This window comes from Rhizobium mesosinicum (assembly GCF_019511345.1).
GTDB classification, from domain to species: Bacteria; Pseudomonadota; Alphaproteobacteria; order Rhizobiales; family Rhizobiaceae; genus Rhizobium; species Rhizobium mesosinicum.
In genome coordinates this window covers 461,053-483,527 of sequence record NZ_JAEUAK010000005.1, presented here as the reverse complement: position 1 = coordinate 483,527, position 22,475 = coordinate 461,053, and the positions used below count along the sequence as shown (strand labels likewise).

At 60.7% G+C, this 22,475-nt stretch carries 19 protein-coding genes; 11 read left to right on the top strand and 8 right to left on the bottom strand.

Annotated features, from left to right (window positions below):
• Window positions 1–3 precede the first annotated feature (3 nt).
• Entirely contained in the window at window positions 4–1,119 is a 1,116-nt protein-coding gene (locus tag JNB85_RS16790) for an ABC transporter ATP-binding protein (protein WP_220335458.1), read from the top strand.
• A gap of 7 nt (window positions 1,120–1,126) precedes the next feature.
• Here JNB85_RS16790 and JNB85_RS16785 read toward each other — a convergent pair whose 3' ends face one another.
• From JNB85_RS16785 to JNB85_RS16775, 3 genes are all read right to left on the bottom strand, one after another.
• The gene (locus JNB85_RS16785) at window positions 1,127–3,370 is read right to left on the bottom strand and encodes a glycoside hydrolase family 2 protein (protein WP_220335457.1); all 2,244 of its coding nucleotides are present in this window, start codon (window positions 3,368–3,370) and stop codon (window positions 1,127–1,129) included.
• Window positions 3,371–3,472: 102 nt separating this feature from the next.
• Window positions 3,473–4,471: a LacI family DNA-binding transcriptional regulator gene (locus JNB85_RS16780; RefSeq protein WP_220335456.1), complete on the bottom strand. Its 999-nt coding sequence runs from the start codon at window positions 4,469–4,471 to the stop codon at window positions 3,473–3,475.
• A gap of 10 nt (window positions 4,472–4,481) precedes the next feature.
• Entirely contained in the window at window positions 4,482–5,486 is a 1,005-nt protein-coding gene (locus JNB85_RS16775) for a Gfo/Idh/MocA family protein (protein WP_220335455.1), read from the bottom strand.
• 200 nt (window positions 5,487–5,686) lie between these two features.
• On the opposite strand from JNB85_RS16775, the gene JNB85_RS16770 reads away from it, so the two are divergent.
• The 5 genes from JNB85_RS16770 to JNB85_RS16750 all read left to right on the top strand — a co-directional run bounded on the left by JNB85_RS16770 (window position 5,687) and on the right by JNB85_RS16750 (window position 10,753).
• Window positions 5,687–6,979 carry an ABC transporter substrate-binding protein gene (locus JNB85_RS16770; protein WP_220335454.1) on the top strand — a complete coding sequence of 431 codons (1,293 nt, stop codon included), beginning with the start codon at window positions 5,687–5,689 and terminating at the stop codon, window positions 6,977–6,979.
• A gap of 105 nt (window positions 6,980–7,084) precedes the next feature.
• Window positions 7,085–7,972 carry a carbohydrate ABC transporter permease gene (locus tag JNB85_RS16765; protein WP_220335453.1) on the top strand — a complete coding sequence of 296 codons (888 nt, stop codon included), beginning with the start codon at window positions 7,085–7,087 and terminating at the stop codon, window positions 7,970–7,972.
• Window position 7,973: 1 nt separating this feature from the next.
• On the top strand, window positions 7,974–8,885 hold the full coding sequence (locus JNB85_RS16760) for a carbohydrate ABC transporter permease (RefSeq protein WP_220335452.1): 912 nt from the start codon (window positions 7,974–7,976) through the stop codon (window positions 8,883–8,885).
• A gap of 19 nt (window positions 8,886–8,904) precedes the next feature.
• Window positions 8,905–9,987, top strand: coding sequence for an ABC transporter ATP-binding protein (locus JNB85_RS16755; protein WP_220335451.1), 1,083 nt, complete (start codon window positions 8,905–8,907; stop codon window positions 9,985–9,987).
• Between the two features lie 16 nt (window positions 9,988–10,003).
• Window positions 10,004–10,753, top strand: coding sequence for a ThuA domain-containing protein (locus tag JNB85_RS16750; RefSeq protein WP_220335450.1), 750 nt, complete (start codon window positions 10,004–10,006; stop codon window positions 10,751–10,753).
• A 55-nt stretch (window positions 10,754–10,808) separates the two neighbouring features.
• Here the strand turns inward: JNB85_RS16750 and JNB85_RS16745 are convergent, their stop codons facing one another.
• Entirely contained in the window at window positions 10,809–11,720 is a 912-nt protein-coding gene (locus JNB85_RS16745; RefSeq protein WP_220335449.1) for an SMP-30/gluconolactonase/LRE family protein, read from the bottom strand.
• Window positions 11,721–11,947: 227 nt separating this feature from the next.
• On the opposite strand from JNB85_RS16745, the gene JNB85_RS16740 reads away from it, so the two are divergent.
• A complete protein-coding gene (locus JNB85_RS16740; RefSeq protein WP_220335448.1) occupies window positions 11,948–13,171 on the top strand; it encodes an adenylate/guanylate cyclase domain-containing protein in 1,224 nt (407 codons plus the stop codon).
• 201 nt (window positions 13,172–13,372) lie between these two features.
• Here JNB85_RS16740 and JNB85_RS16735 read toward each other — a convergent pair whose 3' ends face one another.
• From JNB85_RS16735 to JNB85_RS16720, 4 genes are all read right to left on the bottom strand, one after another.
• The gene (locus tag JNB85_RS16735) at window positions 13,373–14,152 is read right to left on the bottom strand and encodes an SDR family oxidoreductase (protein WP_220335447.1); all 780 of its coding nucleotides are present in this window, start codon (window positions 14,150–14,152) and stop codon (window positions 13,373–13,375) included.
• Between the two features lie 78 nt (window positions 14,153–14,230).
• Entirely contained in the window at window positions 14,231–14,626 is a 396-nt protein-coding gene (locus JNB85_RS16730) for a DoxX family protein (protein ID WP_220335446.1), read from the bottom strand.
• A 94-nt stretch (window positions 14,627–14,720) separates the two neighbouring features.
• Complete coding sequence (gene dgoD / locus JNB85_RS16725; protein ID WP_220335445.1) at window positions 14,721–15,869, bottom strand: galactonate dehydratase; 1,149 nt, start codon at window positions 15,867–15,869, stop codon at window positions 14,721–14,723.
• Window positions 15,870–15,940: 71 nt separating this feature from the next.
• Complete coding sequence (locus JNB85_RS16720) at window positions 15,941–16,681, bottom strand: FadR/GntR family transcriptional regulator (protein ID WP_220335444.1); 741 nt, start codon at window positions 16,679–16,681, stop codon at window positions 15,941–15,943.
• A gap of 187 nt (window positions 16,682–16,868) precedes the next feature.
• Here JNB85_RS16720 and JNB85_RS16715 point away from each other — a divergent pair, with 187 nt between their 5' ends.
• The 4 genes from JNB85_RS16715 (at window position 16,869) to JNB85_RS16700 (ending at window position 22,418) form a co-directional block, all read left to right on the top strand.
• Window positions 16,869–17,300 carry an OsmC family protein gene (locus JNB85_RS16715; RefSeq protein ID WP_183748470.1) on the top strand — a complete coding sequence of 144 codons (432 nt, stop codon included), beginning with the start codon at window positions 16,869–16,871 and terminating at the stop codon, window positions 17,298–17,300.
• Between the two features lie 148 nt (window positions 17,301–17,448).
• On the top strand, window positions 17,449–18,057 hold the full coding sequence (locus JNB85_RS16710) for a TetR/AcrR family transcriptional regulator (protein ID WP_220335443.1): 609 nt from the start codon (window positions 17,449–17,451) through the stop codon (window positions 18,055–18,057).
• A 50-nt stretch (window positions 18,058–18,107) separates the two neighbouring features.
• Window positions 18,108–19,247, top strand: a complete 1,140-nt coding sequence (locus tag JNB85_RS16705; protein WP_220335442.1) for an efflux RND transporter periplasmic adaptor subunit — start codon at window positions 18,108–18,110, stop codon at window positions 19,245–19,247.
• Window positions 19,248–19,271: 24 nt separating this feature from the next.
• Window positions 19,272–22,418, top strand: a complete 3,147-nt coding sequence (locus JNB85_RS16700) for an efflux RND transporter permease subunit (protein ID WP_220335441.1) — start codon at window positions 19,272–19,274, stop codon at window positions 22,416–22,418.
• Window positions 22,419–22,475 lie beyond the last annotated feature (57 nt).

Below are 22,475 nucleotides of genomic sequence, written 5' to 3'. Positions count from 1 at the left end.
TCTATGGCTTTTCTTGAAATTTCCGGTCTCAAGAAGCGCTTCGGCGCCGTCGATATTCTCAAGGGGATCGATCTGGAACTCGAAAAGGGTGGCTTCCTGGTGCTGGTCGGCCCGTCCGGCTGCGGCAAGTCCACGCTGCTCAACACCATTGCCGGGCTCGAAGCGATCACTTCGGGTGAGATCCGCATCGATGGCCGCTCCATCAACGGCTTGCACCCCTCCAAGCGTGATATCGCCATGGTGTTCCAGAGCTACGCGCTCTATCCGAACATGACCGTTGCCGGCAATATCGCCTTCGGCATGGAAATCCGCGGTGTGCCGAAGGAAGAGCGCGAGAAGGCGATCAAGCAGGTCTCCGACATGCTGCAGATCGGCCATCTGCTCGACCGCAAACCCTCGCAGCTTTCCGGCGGACAGCGTCAGCGTGTGGCTATGGGCCGCGCACTGGTGCGCAATCCGCAGGTCTTCCTGTTCGACGAGCCGCTTTCCAACCTCGACGCGAAGCTGCGCGTCGATATGCGCACGGAAATCAAGCGCCTGCACCAACGCATGGGAACGACGATCGTCTACGTCACGCATGACCAGATCGAGGCGATGACGCTGGCGACCAAGATCGCTGTGCTGAAGGATGGCGTGCTGCAGCAGTTCGGCACGCCCGCCGAAATCTATAACAGCCCGGCCAATGTCTTCGTGGCCGACTTTATGGGCTCGCCGGCGATGAACCTGCTGAACGCCACCGTCGAGAACGGCGCCGGCGGGCTGCAGGTCTCGCTGGAGCGGCCGAATGGCGAGCCGCTGAAGCTGCCCGTCAATGCCGGCAATAACAGCCTCACAGGTTATGCCGGCAAGCAGGTCATCTTCGGCATTCGTCCCGAAGCATTGACTGACCCTGACGGGACCGACCGCAAGGCGAAATCGGTCGTTCATGGCGATTGTGCCATCGAGGTCGTGGAGCCGGCCGGTTCCGATACGTTTGCCGTTACCAAGCTCGGCGGCAAGTCGGTAGTGGCGCGCCTTGGAGCGGATACCGGCATCCTGCCCGGCCAGAACACCCGCCTTGCCTTCAATCTCGACAAGGCAGTGTTCTTCGATCCGGCCAGCCAGCTCAGGATCGCTTAGGCTGCCGTCAGACGGCCGCAACCGAGATCGTTACTGGGGCAAAGCGGCTTGAGGTTGCTTCGACGGTAATTTCTCCGGTGAGGCCCGTCGCCTCCAGCCAGAAGCCGGTCGTGCCGCCCTGCAACGGGACGGTGGTCGGGCCGACGATGTTGGCAGGACCCTTGACCGTGAGTGTGACGACATCATGCAGGAACGGCAGGCGTTGGCCGCGCTGGTCGAGCGCGCGGATGACGACGCGGGTCGTGTCGCGTTCGCGGGCCTTCAGTATGGTGCTGTCGGGCGCTACTTCCAGTGCGGTTGGCAGCGGATCGGCGGCAAGCGTCAGGGTGGCCACGGGCTCGCCGTTGACGAAGCCGGTGAATTCGCCGTCGATCCATTCCAGACCCCAGCGGCCGAGTTCGTCCTGGGTGAAATGGCGGTGGTCGAGCACGACGGGCGGATGCGGCAGGTGCGGATAGTTTTCGCGGTCCGGACCGATGCGCTTCGTCAGAGAGCCGTATTTCAGCTCCACCTCGTCGCAATTGGTCAGGATGATCAGCGGCAGCACGCCGCCGATGCTGCGCTCGCCGCGCGCCCAGAAGGTGACCGGCTTCATGATGATCTCATCCGAAGGGTCGCACTGGCTGGCATAGACATAGGCCGCGAATTTCGGTTCGCGGAACATGTCCATGACCCCGTGATAGCAGATGCGGTCGCCGGAGCCGAAATCCTTGTGCGTGTTATAGTCGAACATGCACCAGCCGATCGCACCTGATATATCCGGATCGCCATAGGCCGCATTCAGCACTTCCAGATGGCGGCGCACGTGCTCGGACTGACGCTGCTCGGCATCATACATCTTGGTCGGATGCATGTGACCGTTGAATTCGGTGATGATATAGGGGACCTTGTAGGAGAGGCCGGTATTTTCCTGCTGGCTGCGCAGCGCCGTGCGCGGGCGGTTGGCGCCCGGCAGTTCCTCATTGCCGAGAACGAAGTCGTTCATCGTGTAGACGTCTTCGAGCAGCTCGCTTTCCGTCAGATAGCGAACGCCGCCGGTCTGGCGGGTGGAATCGAGCTCATGGGCCAGACGGTTGGTGGCGGTATAGAAATCGTGGCTATCGAGCGATTCATTGATGCGCACGCCCCAGATGATGATCGAGGGGTGATTCCAGTCGCGCTCGATCATGCGGCGAACGTTCTCGATGGACTCTCTCTGCCAGTCGAGATCGCCGATATGCTGCCAGCCGGGGATTTCCTCGAAGACGAGCAGGCCGATGCGATCACACTGGTCGAGGAACCATTTCGACTGCGGATAGTGCGAAGTGCGCACGATATTGCACTTCAGCACCTTCTTCATGATGTCGGCGTCGCGCTCCTGTGCGGAGCGGCCGGCGGCATAACCGACATAGGGATAGGCCTGGTGGCGGTTGAGGCCCTGCAGCTTCACGGGACGACCGTTCAGCAGGAAGCCTTCCGGCGTGAATTTGGCGGTGCGGAAGCCGAAATGAGCGGATGCCCTGTCCGAACCATGTTCGGTTCTGAGATCGACGACAACTTCGTAGAGCGCCGGGTTTGCCAGGTCCCACAGCTCGATGCCGGTCAGTCCGCCGAAGGAAAGCGTTGTCACGGAGCCGATCGTTTCACCGGCGGCACTTGCGAGCACGATACCATCGGCACCCTTGAGCGAGGCCGTAATGGTCGCGGCATAGGTCAGGCTCTGCGGATTGGCGACATCAATGCGGACCGTCGCCGATTTCATGTCGGACAGGACGTCATGTGTCTCGATCTTGAGATTGCGGATGGAAACCTTGTCGGTGACCTTCAGCCAGACGTCGCGATAGATGCCGGCATAGGTGAGATAGTCGATGCGGCCGCCAAAGGGCGGGATGGCGGGGTTCTCGCTGCCGTCGATCTTGACGGTGATCAAGTTCTCGCCCTTGACGAGTTTGCCGGTCAGGCGGGCTTCGAAGGGCGTGTAGCCGTCCTTATGAGCAATGATCTCTTCGCCGTTCAGATAGACGACGCTGTCGGCCATGGCGCCATCGAAGAGGATGGAAACTTCGCGGCCTTCGAATTCCGGCAGCCAGCGCAGCACCCTCTGATAGGCGAAGGCGCGCTGATAGCGCTTCTCGTCGAAATAGTTGAAAGGCAGCTCGACAGCCGTGTGCGGCAGGCTGACCATGTGGCCGCCGTCGAATGCCTCGATCAGGCGCTGGTCAAAGCCTTCGTGGAAGCTCCAGGATTCGTTCAAGGAAACGACGGAACGCATTTCAGGCTCCCCGGCAGGAGGCAGGGGAGAGACGGCGCCCGGCAGGGGCGCGGGAAAGCGTGATCATGGTAATCCTCCTCGAAACGAATAACGGGCCACCCCTCAGGCGGTCGAACCCCAGCGGGGCGTGCAGGTAAGCGTGATGCTGTGCGGCCCTTCATTGCCGGCCTCGTGGCGTTCGATAAGCTCGACGACGGCATCCATGAAGGCGACGTGGTCAAGGCTCAGCGTCGTGAGGTCGTTGCAGTCCCAGGCGGCCATGGCAATGCCATCCTGGCCGACAATGGCAATATCCTCAGGCGTATTCTTGCCGAGTACGCGGCGGGCGGCATCACGCGCGCCGATCGCCATCACATCGTTACCGCAGATGATGGCATCAACCTTGGACCGGTGCAGCAAGAGAACGGCTTCCTTGAAGCCGGAATCATAGGAATAGTCGCCGAAGGCTTCCGCTTCGAAGGCAAGGCCGTGGCGGGCAAGTGCATCGGCGAACCATTTGCGGCGCAGCTTGTCGATCCAGCTCGACTTCGTGCCGGAGAGATAGGCGAAGCGCTGCTTGCCGTCGCCGACGATCTTGTCGATGATCTCGCCGGCGCTGGCCGCGCCGTCGATGCGGATGTTGGAGACATCCTCGTTCTCAAGCGGTTCGAAGGAAACGATGATCGGCTTTGTCGTATGGAAGATATCGACGGCGTCCTGCATGGACACCATGTCTGAGAAGATAACGACGTGATCAACCTGGTAGGTAGAGGCAAGCCGCATCAGCTGCAGACGGTCCGAGTGATCGGCGCAGCAGAGCAGGATGGGCAGGAGCTGGCGGGCCTGCAGGCGGTGGACGAGGAGCTGCTGCTCCTCGGCCTCGCAAGGATTGCCGATAGCGTTGACGACGAGGGCGACCAAGCGCGAGCGCTGGTTGTTCAGCGAGCGGGCGATCGCATTCGGCTGGTAGCCATATTCGCGGGCGACAGCAAGGATGCGGTCGCGGGTGGCGCTGCCGATCCTCGAATCCGGCGAAAAGGCTCGCGAGATCGTCGCCGAGGAGACGCCGGCGAGTTTCGCCAATTCCTTCGAGGTGATCCGCCGTCTGTTCGTTCCGCTCATTGCCTTAAGCCTATCCGGCAATCCTGACGGGTGCGCCGTCGGCTGCTGCCGATTCCTTGATTGCATCCCAGAGCCTAGCGAATCTGAGACCCATTTCAACGGAGCCGGAGTTTTCCATCGTTCCGGCGCGAATGGCGAGGAAATTCTTCATGGGATTGCCGAGAATTTCGGCCTCCTCGCGTGGCTCGCTGGTGCGCCCGACGCTTATTTCGCGCCAGCCGCCCCAGGCGTCGATGCGCACGATCGCCTTCGAATAGAAGAAGGTGATGTAGGAGGCGCAGCCGGGAGGGCCTTCGCCGGCAGCCGTCAGCGTCGCCAGCGCGCCATTCTTCAGGCGGGCGGAGACGGCGGTAGTGATATCGACCTTCTTGCCGTGGTTGTTCATATAGGCGGAGACGCTGTCGAAATCGGAATTGGCAAGCAGGCAGACGGTGTTCATCATGTGGGCGCCGGTATCGAACATGAAGCCGCCGCCGGAGATTTCCGGCTGCTGCTTCCAGTGGCCGTCATAATTCGAAGACCAGCTTTCCCAGATCATGCCTGAAATGGCGATGAGTTCGCCGAATTCGCCTGAGAGTGCGCGCTTGCGCGTATCGAGGACCAGCGGCGAAAGCCCGCCCTGGAAGGCGGTGACGACGGTGACGCCGCTCTTCTTCTGCGCCGCGATCAGCGTTTCGGCTTCGGCAACGGTCGTGACCATCGGCTTTTCGAGGAAGAGATCGAGGCCTGCTTCGGCGACGGCCGTCGCCTGCTCGGCATGAAAGGCGTGCGGCGTGGAGACGTAGATGATGTCGAGTTCATTGCGGCATTTTGCGAGCATGTCGCGGTAGTCCTCGAAGCTTTTCGGCTCCGGCGCTCCGGCTGCGGTGCAAACCTCGATGAGCCGCTTTCGGGAGGATTCCGTTGTGTCGGCGAGTGCCACGAATTCAATTTCCGGCATCTTCGCCCAGCTCTGAGCATATTCGGCCGCCTTCAAGCCGGCGCCTATGACGCCGAGGCGTAATTTCTGAGACATCGAAATCCTCCCTGATATCGTTGTGCAAACGATTACACAAACGATGCGACTGGTGCAAGTTGTAAATTATCCAACAAAATCAATATATAAGATCTGAGATGTTGCGGCTTCAAAAATCATCTTGTCAGCATCAGGAATGCGTGTACATTTTCGTCACCGGTGCTGGAGGGCGCCGTGGCTCTAAAAAGGGAGGACTTCCGTTGAAGAAGACGGTTATCGGTGGCCTGTGCGCCATCTTGCTCAGCGCGGTTTCGACGCTGGCGCACGCTGAAACGATCCGTATCGCCAATCACGGCCAGGCCGGCATCGACGCGATGAAGTCGACCGTCGAGCGGATCGAGAAAAAATACGGCGTGACGGTCGAGGTCGTCGAATATCCGGCGCCGGACAAGGACTATCTCACCAAGCTCCTGACCGAACTGGGCGCCGGCAATGCACCCGATCTCTTCTCCATCCCGACGACGGCTGCCGTTGCCGATATGGTGGAAGCCGGCTACCTCGCGCCCGTCACCACCGAATTCAAGGCCTGGGACGGCTATGCCAATCTCTATGACGTTGCCAAGCAGCTTGCCGTCAGCCCGGACGGAGAAACCTACGTAATGCCGTTCATGCTCGGCATTCAGGAAATCTATTACCGCAAGGACGTTCTCGAAAAGGCCGGCATCTCCACCGAACAGCCGAAGACGTGGCAGGAGCTCCTCGACCGCGCAGCCGAGGTCAAGCAGAAGACTGGTTCCTACGGCCTGCTCTTCCCGGCCGGTGTATCCTGGGGCAGCGGTGCCTTCGACGAAGGCTTCCAGCACCTGATCGTCGGTTCGAAGACGCCGCAGCTCGTCGATGCCGATGGCAAGCTTGATCTCAACGGCGAAGGCGTGAAGGATGTCTTCGGCGTCTACAAGACGCTGATCGACAAGGATCTGATGCCTGTACAGCCGCTGCTCGGACCGGAACCGTGGGTCGTGCCGAAGTATGAGATGTTTCCGGCCGGCAAGCTTGCCGCCACGACCTGCGGCTCCTGGTGCTACATTTTCGACTGGGGCCGCGAGAGCAAGAACCCGATCCCTGACGTGACCAAGATCGTCGGCACCTGGACCGTTCCTGGTCAGAGCGGCGGCCAGTATGTGCTTGCCAACCTCGCGGCACCATGGGCCGTCAACTCCAAGTCCGCCAATGTGGAACTGGCCAAGAAGGCGCTGATGGAGATCGGCTCGGTCGAGACGCAGGTTTCCTATGCTGCCCATATCGGCAATATCCCGGCCAGCAAGGATGCCGCCAAGGATCCGGAGTTCCAAAAACTGACGGAACTCGTTCCGATCCATGCTGCGGCTGAAAACGGCGTTTTCCTGAAGCAGGCTTCCGGCTTCGGCACGGTTGCCGAAGGTGTGGCACGCGCCACCGAAGCCCTGCTGCGCAAGGAAACCGATGCGGCCGGCGCCCAGAAAATCCTTGTCGATTACGTCAAGGAAACGCTCGGCGACGACATGGTCAAGTAAGCCACCGATATCTTCCTCCCGCCAAAACGGGGACGCGGCATTCTCGCCGCGTCTTCCCCCTTTCAATCGACAGGCCGATTTCATTCGATAAGGTTGTGAGCTTCAATGGCCCGAAACTCTCATGAAAAGCGAACCGAGCGCCAACTCCTGCTGGTTCTGCTGCCATCGCTGATCCTGCTTCTGGCCTTCGTGATCTATCCTGCCCTCTATTCCGTCTATCTGAGCTTCACCAATGAGGCGCTCACCGGTGCTGCGGCGCTGCGGCCGCGCTTCGTCGGCATCCGCAATTACACGCGCCTTCTCAACGATGCGAAGTTCTGGAACTCGCTGTTCGTCACCTTCGTCTTCGTCATGGGTTCGGCCGTCATCGGGCAGTTCGTGCTCGGGCTGATTTCGGCGATGGCGCTGCGCCGGCCGATCCGTTTCCGGCAGTTCTTCTCCTCGATCATCCTTCTGCCGAACGCGGCACCCGAGGTCGTTGCCGGCTTCATGTGGATCTCGATGCTTGCCGGCGGCGAACATGCGACGCTCTCGCGCATCGTCGCCTTCTTCGGCATTGATCCCGCTGACTGGCTGAACGCCTTCCCACTGTCGATGATCATCATCGTCAACACCTGGCGCGGTATCGCGACTGCGATGATCCTGCTGACGGCGGGCCTCAGCACCATTCCCTCCGAGATCTACGAGGCGGCGCGCATGGATGGCGCGACACCCTCACAGATGTTCCGTCGCATCACCCTGCCGCTGATGATGCCGACGATCCTGCTCTACATGCTGATCTCGGCCGTCTCCACCATCGCCGTCTTCGGCCTCGTCTATGCGTTGACGCGCGGCGGCCCGGGCGGGGCGACGGAGGTCGTCAGCATCTACATCTACAACCAGTCCTTCACGGCCTTCCAGCTCGGTTACGGTGCTGCGGTCGCGGTCGTCGCACTCATCATCTCGCTGATCCTCGGCATCGCCTATGTGCGGGCCATGAAGGTGGAGGTCTGACATGACGGCTATTTCTCCGAGCGAAGGCGCCAACAAGACCCGCTCCGACCTCATTGCCTATGCGACTTTGTCGATCATCTCGATCTTCTGCGCCGTGCCCTTCTTCTGGGTGCTGCTCGCCTCTTTCGACGGCAATGCGCAGCTCTTCCTGCGCTGGCCGGAGCAATGGACGCTTGCAAACTATGTGCGTGTCTTCACCAAGGAGGACGGGGCGAAGTGGCTGTTCAACTCGCTCTTCGTGGTCGGTGGTGCGACGCTTATCGTCATGGTCCTGGCGGGGCTCGGCGGCTATGCGCTGTCGCGCACGCGGGCCTGGTGGAAGCTGCCCTTCCTCTATGCGATCCTGCTGATCCGCGTGCTGCCGCCGACCGCTCTCGTCGTGCCGCTCTACAAGTTCCTGCTGACGCTCAACAATGCGGAAGGCGCGATCCTGCGGCCGATCTTCGGAAGCTATGCCCGCGATATCATGCGCTGGACCGGGTTCATCGACGGTTATCTTGGCATCATGCTGGTGCTTGCCACCATGCAGTTGCCGCTCGGGCTCTGGATCATGAAGACCTTCTTCGACGGGTTGCCGCGCGACTATGAGGAGGCGGCCGTCATGGATGGTGCAACGATGATGCAGCGCATCCGCCGGGTGCTGATCCCGCTTGCGATGCCCGGGCTTGCGGCCGCCGGTCTCTTCGCCTTCATGTCGGCCTGGGGCGATTTCCTGCTGCCGCTAATCTTCCTGTCGTCTCCGGAGCTGCAGACGCTGCCGCTCGGTCTCTTCCGCGCTTTCCTGCGCATCAACGAGATCGATTACGGCCTGCTGACGGCGCTCGCCTTCATTTACCTGCTGCCGGCCGTGGTCGCCTTCGGCTTTGCGCGGCGCTTCCTCGTCCAGACTTTCTCGGGCGGTGTGAAGGGTTGAGATCAAGAAAGAGAAACGAATGATCAATCTCAGAAACGTTCGCAAATTCTACGGCGCGCTCGAAGTCATCAAGGGCGTCGACATCACGGTGGAGGATGGCGAATTCGCTGTATTCGTCGGCCCATCCGGCTGCGGCAAGTCCACGCTGCTGCGCATGATCGCCGGCCTCGAAGGCATTGACGAGGGCGATCTGGTGCTGAACGGCCAGCGCATCAACGATGTGCCGCCGGACAAGCGCGGCATCGCCATGGTGTTCCAATCCTATGCTCTCTATCCGCACATGACCGTCGCTGAAAATATCGGCTTTTCGCTGAGCCTCAAGAAGGTGCCGGAAGCTGAAATCAAAAAGCAGGTGGAAGGCGTCGCGGAGATCCTGCAACTGACCGACTATCTCAGCCGCAAGCCGGGCGCTCTATCCGGCGGCCAGCGGCAGCGTGTGGCGATCGGCCGTGCGATCATCAAGAAGCCGTCGCTGATCCTGTTCGATGAGCCGCTGTCGAACCTCGATTCGGCGCTGCGCGTGCAGATGCGCGCTGAGCTGCAGCGGCTGCATCGCGAGCTGAAGGCGACCGTCGTCTACGTCACGCATGACCAGGTCGAGGCGATGACGATGGCCGATCGCATCGTCGTTTTGAACAAGGGGGTCGTCGCCCAGCAGGGCGCACCGATGGAGCTTTATCATCAGCCGGACAATGAGTTCGTGGCGACCTTTATCGGTTCGCCGAAGATGAATGTTCTGCCGATGACTGCCACACGGCGGGATGCCGGCAATGTGCACCTGGAAAGCCCAATCGGCCTCTCCATCGATCTCTCGGATGCGAATGGTTCGGTACCGCAGGGCGAAGCCAAGCTCGGCATTCGACCGGAGCATCTGAAGCTCGCGTCAAATGGGCAGGGCGATTTTTCCGCCGAAGTCGTCATCGTCGAGCGGCTCGGTGTGGAGACCTATCTGACGGTCGGTTCGCAGCAGCAGCCGATCGTCGTTCGCGCCGAGGGCGACATGACCATTCGTCCCGGCGATCACGTTTCGCTCACGGCGGAACGCGCCGCCTGCCATCTGTTCGATTCCGCCGGCCGGGTTGTTCGTCCGGCTCAAGCCTGAAACATCGAGGAATAGTATGACAATCAAGGTTACGATCTGGAACGAAGGACGCCACGAGCAGGTTCATAAGGAGGTCCAGGATATCTATCCGGACCGCATCGACGGGGCGATCGCCGCCGGTATCGCCCATCCCGATTTCGAGATCCGCCGCGGCACGCTCGACGAACCGGACGAAGGGCTGCCGGATTCCGTGCTCAACGATACCGACGTGCTGCTCTGGTGGGGGCATATGGCGCATGAGGAGGTCAGCGACGGGTTGATCGACCGCGTGCAACAGCGGGTGTTGAAGGGCATGGGCCTGCTGGTCTTGCATTCCGGCCATCACTCCAAACTTTTCCGCCGGCTGATGGGCACCAATGCCAATCTCTCCTGGCGCGAGACGGCTGAAGGTGATCTGGAGCGCGTCTGGGTGGTCAATCCCTCGCATCCGATCGCCGAGGGCCTGCCGCCCTATTTCGAGGTCAACGCCTCGGAAATGTACGGCGAGCCCTTCGACATCCCACAGCCGGACGAGCTGGTCTTCATCTCCTGGTATTCCGGAGGCGAAGTGTTCCGCAGCGGCTGCACTTTCCAGCGCGGTCGCGGTCGCATCTTCTTCTTCAGTCCCGGCCATGAGACGTACCCGATCTATCACGAGAAGACCGTACACAAGGTCATCTCCAACGGTATCCGCTGGGCGCAGCAGAAGCATACGGATGGCCGCATCCTCGAAAACTGGCACCGCAAGGAGCCATTGCACGCCCGGCCGGACAAGGTGAAGGCCTGAATACTTCCTCCGGTGAGGGCTTGCGGGCTGCCGCGCAGCGATAGCCTGACAGGCTTTACGGATATTGCGCGCCGTTCGTCGTCGTATAGATCGAATAGAGCGAGCGAGTGGCCGTAATGAAGAGGCGGTTCTTCTTTGGGCCGCCGAAAGTGATATTGGAGACGGTCTGCGGCACCTTGATCTTGCCGAGCAAGGTTCCGTCAGGCGCAAAGCAATGCACGCCATCTGCCGCGCTGGTCCAGAGATTTCCGGAGACATCGAAGCGGAAACCATCCGGCACGCCGCTGTCGATCGAGCAGAAGTAACGGCTGTTTGCGAGCTTGCGGCCATCGACGACATCGAAGACGCGGATATGGCGCGGGACTTCGTGCTTGGAGGAGCCGGAATCGGCGATGAAGAGCTGGCGCTCATCGGGCGAGAAGGCAAGGCCGTTCGGCTGGATGAAATCGGTCGCGACCGCGTCGATCTCGCCGGTCGCGGCATCGATGCGGTAGACGTTGCGGGTTTCCTGCTCTTCCGGGGACTTGTGGCCTTCATAGTCGGACATGATGCCGTAGCTTGGGTCGGTGAACCAGATCGAGCCGTCGGACTTGACCACGACATCGTTCGGGGAGTTCAGGCGCTTGCTGTTGTAGCTGTCGGCCAGCACGGTGATACGGCCGTCTGGCTCCGTGCGGGTCACGCGGCGGCCGCCATGTTCGCAGGAGACGAGACGGCCCTGCCGGTCGCGGGTATTGCCGTTGACGTAGTTGGAAGGCGATCGGAAGACGGAAACCGTTCCGTCGGGCACCCAGCGCATCAGGCGCTCGTTCGGGATGTCGCTCCAGATCAGGCAGTTCAAATCGGAAAACCAGACCGGACCTTCTGCCCAGCGGCAGCCGGTGTAAAGCTCTTCCAATACCGCGCTGCCGGCGATCAATGCGCCGAAACGTTCGTCTCTGATATCGTAAAGCTCGCTTCCGGCCATGCGCGATTCCTCCCAGATCGATATTGCATCTTCGTAACCGCAAACGGCAGAACGTGCCAGAGCCTCAGCTCAGAAAGCGTCCGGCTCTGGAGCATTTCGGCTTTTCTCCGATCGCGGACCTGCAATATGCCGGCTATACAATGATCTCTCAGGGACCAATCCGGGGTTGATTGTCTTTCCATCTGCGGCAGATTCGCGCTACAGCTTACCGGTAGCGAGGAGAGCGCATGGACTATAGCGACGTCGGCACAATCGCGGCATGGGTGACGGAACAGGGCTTGAAGGGCGCGACCGAAGCGGAGCTGCTGGCCGGCTTCTGCGAGGCCTGCCGGAATGCGGGCATGCGGCTCGATCGCGCCATGGCGCTGATGGACACGCTGCATCCGGTTCACGAGGGGCGAGCTTTCCGCTGGGACAGCGAAAGCGAAGCGAACTTCGGAGGCGAATTCGAATACGGTCCCTCGGGCGAAGGCCAGGGGCTGGAAACCTGGCGCCGCTCGGCTTTCTACCATCTCTGGACAAGCGGTGACCGGGAGGTGCGGCGCAGGATCGGCTTCGGCGATCCGACCGATTTCATCATGCTGGACCAGATCCATGCGCTCGGCCATACCGATTACGTCGCTATGGCGCATCGCTTCGCCCAGGCCGGCACGATCGGCGAGATGGACTGCTTTTTCTCGCATTTCTCGACCAAACACCCGGAAGGGTTTTCCGACCAGGATCTTGCGATCCTGCGCAAACTGGTGCCGGTGCTGGGGCTGGCGATCAAATGCGTGGCACTCGCCCGTATTGCCCGCACGATCGCCGAGGTCTATCTCGGCGAGGATGCCGCGCGCCAGGTGATGGACGGCAAGATCTCCCGCGGCAAATCCGAGCGGATATCGGCAGCACTCTGGTTTTCCGATCTGCTGAACTACACGAAGATCTCCGACAATTCGGCCCCGGAAGAGATCATTCCGCTGCTGAATGAATATAGCGAGGTGGTGATCACCGCGATCCATGAGGCCGGCGGCAATGTGCTGAAGCTGATTGGCGATGGCGTGCTCGCCATCTTCAAGGGCGAGGACCCGGCGCAAAGCTGTTCTGCGGCGCTGGAGGCAGAGCGCCTGTTGCGGCAGAAACTTGCGGCGCTGAACGCGGCACGCGAGGTGGACCGGCGGCCGACGACGGATGTTTACATCGGCCTGCATATCGGCGATGTCTTCTACGGCAATATCGGCAGCCAGGACCGGCTGGATTTCACGGTTATCGGGCCGGCGGTCAATGAGGTGAGCCGCATCGCCTCCATCTGCCGTTCGGTCGATCTCAACGTGCTGATGTCGTCGGATTTTGCCGCCGGGATCCCGCAGGAGCAGCGGGATGTTCTCGCCTGCATCGGTCGTTATGCGCTGCGCGGCGTCAAGCGCCCGCAACTGCTTTACACGCTGGAAAGCGCGCGGCTCAACGGCTGACCAGCAAGATCCTCCACGTTCAGGACCTGCATAGGATGCATAGGATGCATAGGATGCATAGGCAGTTTCCTGCGCCTTCCGGGAAATGTCAGATTCTCTATGTGTGATATCAATATCTGACATTTCTCCGCGTACGTAAGGAAAAACCTATGCATCCTATGCATCCTATGCACGTGGGAATACCGAATGATCGGAATCGCTCTAACGCAGCAATCCTTGCCCGCCGTCGATCCAGACGGGGGTTCCGGTAATATGGCGGGCGCGTTCGGAGGCCAGGAAGAGGATCGTTTCGGCGACATCGTCGCTCGATCCGGCCTTGCCGCCGGTGATCGGGATTTCGCCCTCCGGCCAGATGACGGGCACTTCGGTTTCCTCCCGATGACGCGTGGTGGTGTTGGCGGAAATACTGGTTTCGATCGCGCCGGGGCAGACGGCATTGACGCGGATGCCGTGTCTGCCGAGTTCGAGCGCAAGTTGCTGGACCATCGCAACCTGACCGGCTTTGGTGGCGGTATAGGCTGTGGCGCCGGGGGTGGTGAAGGTGCGCGTGCCGTTGATGGAGGAGACGACGATGATCGACCCGCCGTTCATCTTCAGATAGGGTACGGTGAGATGCAGCGTCAGGTATGTGCCGCGCAGGTTCACGGCGATGGTCTGATCCCATTCGTCGGGTTTGAGGTCGTCGATCGGTGCCCAGACGCCGTTGATGCCGGCATTGGCGACGACGATGTCGATACCGCCGAAGCTTTCGGTTATCTTATCGATGGCGGCGCGCATCTGCGGTTCGTCACTGGTATCGGCGATCAGTTCGATCGACTGGCCGCCTGCGGCGACAATCTCCCTGCAGGTCTGCGCCACCTCGCTTTCCGTGCGGCTTAGCACCGCGACTTTGGCGCCTTCGGCGGCCAGCTTTAATGCAGTCGCCTTGCCGATGCCGGAGCCTGCGCCGGTCACCAATGCGATCTTTCCCTGCAATTCCATGAGCCGCTCCTCTTTGCGGTTGCCGGTAAAGGCAATGATCGGGGCGGCTCTTAGTTCCGGATCGGGCGTGGCGAGACGTTATTTCAGGAGGCGATAGCGGAGCGCCCACTTTTCCGGTCCGTGGACGGCGGCAAAAAGCAGGCCGGCGAGGAAGGTGAAGTGATCGACGAAGAAGCCGAATTCGGCTTGGTTCTGCTGCCAGAGCGATGGGCCGTGGAAGGAGAAGGCAAGGAAGATCACATAGACGGCGGCGAGCAGGCTCGCTTCACTGAAGAAGGCGCCTGTGATGAAGGCGAGTGCCAAGGCGATCTCGAAGAAGGCGGCGACCCAGGCAAGGAATGTCGCTCCCGGAAAGCCGGCCGAGGTGATGTAGCCGGCGGTCGCGGCGATATCAGCAAACTTGAAGCCGGCAGCCATGAAGAAGACGAAGCTGAAGATGATACGGGCAATGATGATTGCGATTGCTCTGGCCATGTGGAATCTCCTCTTTGAGTTTCCATTATGACGGACGAGATATCCGGTATCCTACAGGCGAGTGAAAAAAGGGCCGCTTTCGCAGCCCTTTGTCTTACCATTCGGCAAAACTGCCGTCTTCGTGACGCCAGATCGGATTGCGCCAGCGGTGACCTTCCTTGGCGCGTTCGATGACATAGGCTTCGTCCACTTCCACGCCGAGGCCGGGGCCTTGCGGAATGGAGACGAAACCGTCGGCGTACTGGAAGACTTCCTTGTTGGAGATGTAATCGAGGATGTCGTTGCCCTTGTTGTAGTGGATGCCGAGGCTCTGTTCCTGGATAAAGGCATTATAGGAGACGGCATCGACCTGCAGGCAGGCGGCAAGCGCGATCGGCCCAAGCGGGCAATGCGGCGCGAGCGCCACGTCATAGGCTTCGGCCATGGCCGCGATCTTGCGGCATTCGGTGATGCCGCCGGCATGCGAGAGATCCGGCTGGATGATATCGACATAGCCGTCCGACAGGACCGACTTGAAGTCCCAGCGGGAAAAGAGGCGTTCGCCGAGCGCGATCGGCGTTGAGCAATGATTGGCTATTTCCTTCAGGGTTTCCCGGTGTTCGGAAAGGACCGGCTCCTCGATGAACATCAGCTTGTAGGGCTCGAGCTCCTTGGCTAGCACTTTTGCCATCGGCTTGTGCACACGGCCGTGGAAATCGACGCCGATGCCGATATGCGGGCCGATCGCCTCGCGGATTGTGGCGATGGTTTCGACCGCCTTGTCGATCTTCTCGTTGGTATCGACGATCTGCATTTCCTCGCAGCCGTTGAGCTTGATGGCCTTGAAGCCGCGGGCGACGACGTCCTTGGCGTTGCGGGCGACGTCGGAAGGGCGGTCGCCGCCGATCCAGGAGTAGACCTTGATACGATCGCGCACCTGGCCGCCGAGCAGCGAATGGATCGGCTGGCCGAGTGCCTTGCCCTTGATGTCCCAGAGCGCCTGGTCGATGCCCGAAATCGCCGACATATGGATCGCGCCGCCGCGATAGAAGCCGCCGCGATACATGACTGTCCAGTGGTCTTCGATCAGGAACGGGTCCTTGCCGACAAGGTAATCGGCGAGTTCGTGGACGGCCGCCTCGACGGTCAGCGCACGGCCTTCGACAACCGGTTCGCCCCAGCCGACGATGCCCTCATCGGTTTCGATCTTCAGAAACAGCCAGCGCGGTGGGACGATATAGGTGGTCAGTTTGGTGATCTTCATGGACGTCTGCTTTCGGTTCGCTTCGTGTTTCCCATCGGCGAACGAAGCCGCCGATAGTGTTCTGAGTTCGGTTATTGGGTCCGGCCGGCGGCGGTGAGGTCGCGTCCGGCGAGATCGAGGATCCGGTTGACGCAATCGCGGGCTTCCGACGCGTCGCGCAGGCGCAGTGCCTCCACCACCTTGCCATGCAGGGAGATCGCCTCGCGGTGATCGGGCACGGCGAGGTTCGAAGCATGAAGCGCAAACTTCAGTGCGGCATGGATGGCGCTGGAAAGGCGCCGGAATACCTGGTTATGGCTCGCCTTGAGAAGCACCGTATGGAAGAGGAGATCCGCCTCGGTGAAGGCTTCGGGATCATCGGTTGCCGATTGCATGCGCCGCCAGGCTTCCTCCAGATCGGCGATCTCCTGGGCAGTTGCGCGGCTTGCGGCGTATTCGGCGGCAGCCGGCTCGATGGTGCGGCGGGCTTCAAGGATGCTTGCCAACAGGTCGAAATTGCCAAGATGCGGCCCCATCCATTCAAGCAAGTCCTGATCGAGGATATTCCAGTCGTCCTTGTCGCAGACCGTGGTGCCGATGCGCGGCTTGCCGCGTATGAGCCCCTTGGATTCCAATACCTTCAGAGATTCGCGGATCACGGTGCGGCTGACGCCGTAGAGGTTGCAGAGGTCGTTTTCGCGCGGCAGCAGCGTGCCGGCGGCATAGCGGCTGGCGCAGATATCTCCGGCAATCGCCGCCGTAACGTTACGGCGGACGCGCGGCCGGCGCTCGGGCGCCGAGCTCTTTTCGTCGCGTCTTGCTGCAGGCTGCATTGAAAGGCTCCTCGTGGCGATCTTAAAGCAATCATCATACTTAGGCAATGATTTAGTATGATGATTAGGCCTTCAATCTGGTGTCGTCTTCCGCGGATAGAGGACTATATTGCCGGTCGTAAGGGCGCAGTGTCCTTCGCGGTGGAGCGGCGCAACGCTTCGAAAATCATCGAAACAGGAGGACGGCATGCAGATCAATCGTACAGCTTCGGCCCATTGGTCGGGTGGTCTCAAGGATGGCAAGGGGCAGATCTCGACCCAGAGCGGCGCGCTCAGCAATTATCCCTACGGCTTTGCAAGCCGCTTCGAAGGCGTTGCCGGCACCAACCCAGAAGAGCTTATCGGCGCTGCCCATGCCGGCTGCTTCACCATGGCGCTGTCACTGATCCTCGGCGAAGCCGGCCTCAAGGCGGACCACATGGAAACGTCGGCCAAGGTGACGCTCGAAAGCGTCGAAGGCGGCTTTGCCATCACCGCCATCCACCTGTCGCTCTCAGGCAGTATTCCCGGCGCTGATCAGGCCAAGTTCGAAGAACTTGCCGGCATGGCGAAGGCTGGCTGCCCGGTTTCCAAGGCACTTTCTGCCGTTCCGATCACGCTCGACGTCAAGCTCGCATGATCCTTTAACCTGTTTTCGTTCTGATGCCGCAGCTTGCCCAGGCTGCGGCATTTTTGGTTTTGATCGCAAAATCATTGACAATCGAAGAGTGATATTTTACGAATGATGAAAATCAAAATTCGTCAATCGTAAATATCAGGCCCGAACCATGAATGACATCGCGGAAGCCACGCTGGACGTCACACGGCAGGAAAATATCACTCGTATCCTGGATGCGGCCGAGCGGCTCTTCCGTCACTATGGATATTCCAAAACCACAGTCGCGGATGTTGCCCGCGAACTCGGCATGTCGCCTGCGAATATCTACCGCTTCTTCGCCTCCAAGGTCGAAATCCACCAGGCGATCTGCGGCCGGATGCTGGCAGCCGCCTATCAGCTTGCAGCTAACATCTGTCATCAGAAGATCAGCGCTTCGGACCGGCTGCGCCAGTACGTGCGCAGCCAATACCAGCTGACACTCGACACCATGCTCGATCAGCAGAAGGTCCATGAGATGGTGGTCGTCGCGATAGAACGCGACTGGCATGTCATCGAGAGGCACATCGACTCCATTCACGCATTGCTCGCCGATGTCATCCGTGAAGGCATCGCTGCCGGTGAATTCGCCGAACAGGATCCCGAGGTCGCCTCGCGGTGCTTCGGGGCGGCAACCGTCAATCTCTGCCATCCGCAGATGGTGGCCCAATGTCTTGCAAAGACGAACCGGGCGGCCGTCGACGAACTGATCGAATTCGCGATCAGGGCGCTCAAAAAATAGGTCCGGCCAGGGCCGTTCGAGAAAACCCAAAACGATCAGGAGTGCGAAAGATGTTTTCGCTCAAGACCTTCAGCAACCGTATGCCGTCCGTCATGAGCCTCGCGCTCGTCAGCGCGATCGGACTGGGCATCGCCGGCTGCACCGAAGAAAAGGCAGAGGTCAAGCAAGTCATCCGCCCGGTGAAGGTGGTCGAGATCGCCAAGGCCGGTGATACTCGCACGCTTGATTATTCGGGCTCGGTAAGAGCGCGCACGGAAATGAACCTCGGTTTCCGCGTCAACGGCAAGATCACCGAGCGTCTCGTCGATATCGGCGAGCGGGTGAAGCCCGGCGATATCCTCGCCCGGATGGACTCGACCGACTATGAACTCGCTGTGAAGACCGCCGAAGCCAACCTTGCTGCTGCCGAAAAGGCCGTCGAAACGGCCGATATCGCCAACCGCCGCGCCGCGCAGCTCTTCGACAAGAATGTCGCGCCGAAATCGCAGGCCGAGCAGGCTTCGCTCAGCTACGACCAGGCGATCTCGACCCGCGATGCCGCTGCTTCCGCGCTCAATCAGGCGAAGAACCAGGTGAGCTACACGGAGCTCAAGGCCGATCAGAATGGTATCGTGACGACCATCAATGCCGATGTCGGCCAGGTCGTTGGTTCCGGCACGCCGGTCGTTGCCGTTGCCGTCGATGGCGAGAAGGAAGTGCAGATCGCGGTGCCGGAAAACGATATTGCACAGTTCAAGCCGGGCAAGACCGTGAAGGCGAGCTTCTGGTCCGACGACAAGCTTGTGCTTGACGGCACCGTTCGCGAGGTCGCGGGCAGTGCCGACCAGCAGTCGCGCACCTTCGCGGTGCGCGTCAGCCTGCCGAACGATCCGCGTGTGCTGCTCGGCATGACGGCGATGATCGAGGCCGATGTCGGCAACAGTGATACCTACGTCTCCATTCCGCTCAGCGCATTGGCGCAAAAGGACGGCAAGAAAGTTGTCTGGACCGTCGATCGCAGCAGTGAAACCGTTCATGCCAGGGACATTGAGATCGCGGATTTCACCGGCGATGGCGTCCGTATTGCCAAGGGTCTCGACAGCGGCGACCTCGTCGTCGCCGCCGGCACGCAATTCATGAGCGAAAACCTGAAGGTCAAGCTTCCCGGCCAGCAGTCGGCTTCGGCCGAAACGGACGCAGCCGTCCGCTGAACGGCCAGGATAGGGAACAGGATCATGGACACCACCACCACTGAAAAGCGGCCCTTCAATCTTTCACGCTGGGCGATCGGCCATCCGAGCATCGCCCGCTTCCTGTTCGGACTGATCCTGATTACCGGCGTGCTCGGCCTGACCCGCATGGGCCAGAAGGAAGACCCCGACTTCACCTTCCGCGTCATGGTGGTGCAGGCGCTTTGGCCGGGCGCCTCGCTTCAGGATATGGAAGACCAGGTCACCAACAAGATCGAGCGCAAGCTGCAGGAAACCCCGCATCTCGACTGGGTGAAGTCCTATACGCGCGCCGGCAGCACGATCATCACCGTGCAGGTGAAAGGCGATACGAATAGCGCCCAGGTGGCGGACGCCTTTTATCAGGTGCGCAAGAAGGTCGGCGACATCAACAGCGACCTGCCGCAGGGCCTGCTTGGTCCCTATTTCAACGATGAATTCGGCGACACGTTCATCACGCTGCATTCGATCAGTGGTGATGGTTATTCCTATCCGGAACTGAAGAAATTCGCGATCCAGGCACGCGACATGCTGCTGACGACGCCGGGTGTCGAAAAGGCCGTCATCATCGGCGATCAGCCGGAAAAGATCTATATCGACGTCTCCTCCAAGGCGCTTGCCGAACGCGGCCTGACGATTCCCGACCTACAGAATGCCATCAAGGGCCAGAACGCGGTCGATCCGGCAGGCAATGTCGATACGGGCCTGCGCTCGGTACGCATCTCGGTCGAAGGCAATGTGCACAAGGTCGAGGATATCCGCGAACTGCGCCTGCGCTCCGGCAATCAGGTGACGCGCCTCGGCGACATCGCCACCGTCGCGTCAGGCCTCGAAGACCCCTACCAGCGCAAATACCGTTTTAACGGTCATGAGAGCGTGCAGGTCGGCGTCGTCATGGCCAGGGGTTTCAAGGTGACCGATGTCGGCAAGGACGTGGAGGCGACCTACAAGCGCTTCGAGGATTCGCTACCCTATGGTGTCGCCGTCGACCAGATCTCCAACCAGCCTGACGTCGTGACAGATGCGGTCAGCGAGTTCATGCATGCGCTGGGTGAAGCCCTTGCCATCGTGCTCGTCGTCTCGTTCGTGTCGATCGGCTGGCGCTCGGGTCTTGTCATCGCCATCGCCATTCCGCTCGTTCTGGCTGCGACCTTCGCCATCATGTACGAGCTCGGCATCGACCTGCAGCGTATTTCGCTCGGTGCGCTCATCATCGCGCTCGGCCTGCTTGTCGACGATGCGATGATCGTCGTGGAAATGATGGAGCGAAAGCTTGAGGAAGGCCTTGTCAAGATCGATGCGGCGAGCTTCGCCTATTCCTCGACTGCCTTCCCGATGCTGACGGGTACACTGATCACCACGGCTGGCTTCATTCCCGTCGGCTTTGCGGCATCGACGGCCGGCGAGTATGTACGCACGCTCTTCTATGTGGTCGGCATTGCGCTGGTGACTTCGTGGTTCGTGGCGGTTTATTTCACGCCGTGGCTCGGCTACATGATCCTGAAACAGCGTCATCATGCCGGGGAACATCACGACGTGTTCGACACGCGGTTCTATCGCGGCTTGCGCCGCACGGTCGCTTGGGCGGTGCGCCACCGCGTCGTCGTGCTTGCATTGACGCTCGGCACCTTCGTTGCCAGCCTCTGGAGCTTCCAGTTCATTCCGCAGAACTTCTTTCCGCAGTCTTCGCGGCCGGAAATTCTCGTCGATCTCTGGCTGCCGGAGGGAACCAGCATCAAGCAGGTGGAAGTCGAGGCCAAGGCGCTGGAAGCCAGGATGATGGACGATCCGGACAAGAAGTTCATCGCCACCTATATCGGCGAAGGCGCGCCGCGCTTCTTCCTGCCGCTCGACCAACAGCTTCGCAACCCGAATTATGCCCAGCTGCTGATCATGGCCAATGATGAGCCAGCCCGCGAGCGGCTGATCACCAAGCTCAGGACGATCCTCGCGGAAGACTTCCCTGATATCCGCGGCAAGGTCGATCGCCTCTTCCTCGGCCCGCCGACGGGCTGGCCGGTGCAGATGCGCGTCATGGGTCCCGACCGTGCGGAAGTGCGCAAGATTGCCGATCAGGTGAAGGAGCGCTTCACGAGGGATCCGATGCTCGGCGCCATTCACGACGACTGGTTGGAGCCGGTGCCGGCCATGAAGCTGGTGATCGACCAGGACCGTGCCCGTGCACTCGGCGTCACCTCACAGCGCATTCGCCAGATGCTGCAGACCGCCATGTCGGGCGCGCCGCTCGACGATTTCCGCGACGGCGAGGAGACGGTTTCGATCGTCGCTCGTGAGCCGGATGCCAACCGTTCGCTGCTCTCGGCCGTCAACTCGATTTATGTACCGACGGATTTCGGCGGCTATGTCCCGGTCTCGCAGATCGCCAAGGTCGTGCCGGTAATGGAGCAGGGCGTCGAATGGCGGCGCGACCGTCTGCCGACGATCAGTGTCCGTGCGACGTTGCCTGATGGCGTGCAGTCGAACGATGTCGTGACCAAGCTCTATAACGACATGCAGGATCTGCGGGACAGCCTGCCGGCCGGCTACAAGATCGAGATCCAGGGCGGTGCCGAGGATTCGGCCGAAAGCCAGGCATCGATCGCTGCCAAGGCGCCGATCATGCTCGTCGTCATCATGATCCTCCTGATGGCCCAGCTGCAGCACTTCGGCAAGGCGATGCTGGTCTTCGCCACCGGTCCGCTCGGCATCATCGGTGCGGCCTCGGCGCTGCTGATCAGCGGCGCGCCTTTCGGCTTCGTGGCGATCCTCGGCGTGATCGCGCTGCTCGGCATCATCATCCGCAATTCGATCATTCTCGTCGACCAGATCGACCAGGATATCAAGGCGGGTATGCACCGGCAGGAGGCGATCGTCGGTGCTGCGGTACGCCGCTTCCGGCCGATCATGCTGACGGCGCTGACGGCCGTGCTGGCTCTGATCCCGATTTCGCGCGGCGTCTTCTGGGGTCCGCTCGCCTACGCCATGATGGGCGGCATCCTGGTCGCGACCGTCCTGACCATCCTCGTGCTGCCGGCCGGCTATGCCCTGTTCTTCGGCCGAGAGCCGAAAACGAGGAATGACGAACATGCCAATGCCAACCAGGAAGAGGCGGATGGGAACATCCATCATCCGCCGGCATTGGCAGCCGAATGAGACAGTGGCGCGGTCGAGGCCGCGCCATTTTTGTTTCAGCCTATATTTGCCTCAGGC

Bases quoted from the DNA above. Each gene is read 5' to 3' on its own strand.
- JNB85_RS16765 (WP_220335453.1), top strand. From the start codon at position 7,085: ATGGCCCGAAACTCTCATGAAAAGCGAACCGAGCGCCAACTCCTGCTG.
- JNB85_RS16700 (WP_220335441.1), top strand. From the start codon at position 19,272: ATGGACACCACCACCACTGAAAAGCGGCCCTTCAATCTTTCACGCTGG.
- dgoD (WP_220335445.1), bottom strand. From the start codon at position 15,869: ATGAAGATCACCAAACTGACCACCTATATCGTCCCACCGCGCTGGCTG.
- JNB85_RS16750 (WP_220335450.1), top strand. From the start codon at position 10,004: ATGACAATCAAGGTTACGATCTGGAACGAAGGACGCCACGAGCAGGTT.
- JNB85_RS16745 (WP_220335449.1), bottom strand. From the start codon at position 11,720: ATGGCCGGAAGCGAGCTTTACGATATCAGAGACGAACGTTTCGGCGCA.
- JNB85_RS16790 (WP_220335458.1), top strand. From the start codon at position 4: ATGGCTTTTCTTGAAATTTCCGGTCTCAAGAAGCGCTTCGGCGCCGTC.
- JNB85_RS16720 (WP_220335444.1), bottom strand. From the start codon at position 16,681: ATGCAGCCTGCAGCAAGACGCGACGAAAAGAGCTCGGCGCCCGAGCGC.
- JNB85_RS16740 (WP_220335448.1), top strand. From the start codon at position 11,948: ATGGACTATAGCGACGTCGGCACAATCGCGGCATGGGTGACGGAACAG.
- JNB85_RS16710 (WP_220335443.1), top strand. From the start codon at position 17,449: ATGAATGACATCGCGGAAGCCACGCTGGACGTCACACGGCAGGAAAAT.
- JNB85_RS16755 (WP_220335451.1), top strand. From the start codon at position 8,905: ATGATCAATCTCAGAAACGTTCGCAAATTCTACGGCGCGCTCGAAGTC.
- JNB85_RS16730 (WP_220335446.1), bottom strand. From the start codon at position 14,626: ATGGCCAGAGCAATCGCAATCATCATTGCCCGTATCATCTTCAGCTTC.
- JNB85_RS16775 (WP_220335455.1), bottom strand. From the start codon at position 5,486: ATGTCTCAGAAATTACGCCTCGGCGTCATAGGCGCCGGCTTGAAGGCG.
- JNB85_RS16735 (WP_220335447.1), bottom strand. From the start codon at position 14,152: ATGGAATTGCAGGGAAAGATCGCATTGGTGACCGGCGCAGGCTCCGGC.
- JNB85_RS16785 (WP_220335457.1), bottom strand. From the start codon at position 3,370: ATGCGTTCCGTCGTTTCCTTGAACGAATCCTGGAGCTTCCACGAAGGC.
- JNB85_RS16715 (WP_183748470.1), top strand. From the start codon at position 16,869: ATGCAGATCAATCGTACAGCTTCGGCCCATTGGTCGGGTGGTCTCAAG.
- JNB85_RS16705 (WP_220335442.1), top strand. From the start codon at position 18,108: ATGTTTTCGCTCAAGACCTTCAGCAACCGTATGCCGTCCGTCATGAGC.
- JNB85_RS16780 (WP_220335456.1), bottom strand. From the start codon at position 4,471: ATGAGCGGAACGAACAGACGGCGGATCACCTCGAAGGAATTGGCGAAA.
- JNB85_RS16760 (WP_220335452.1), top strand. From the start codon at position 7,974: ATGACGGCTATTTCTCCGAGCGAAGGCGCCAACAAGACCCGCTCCGAC.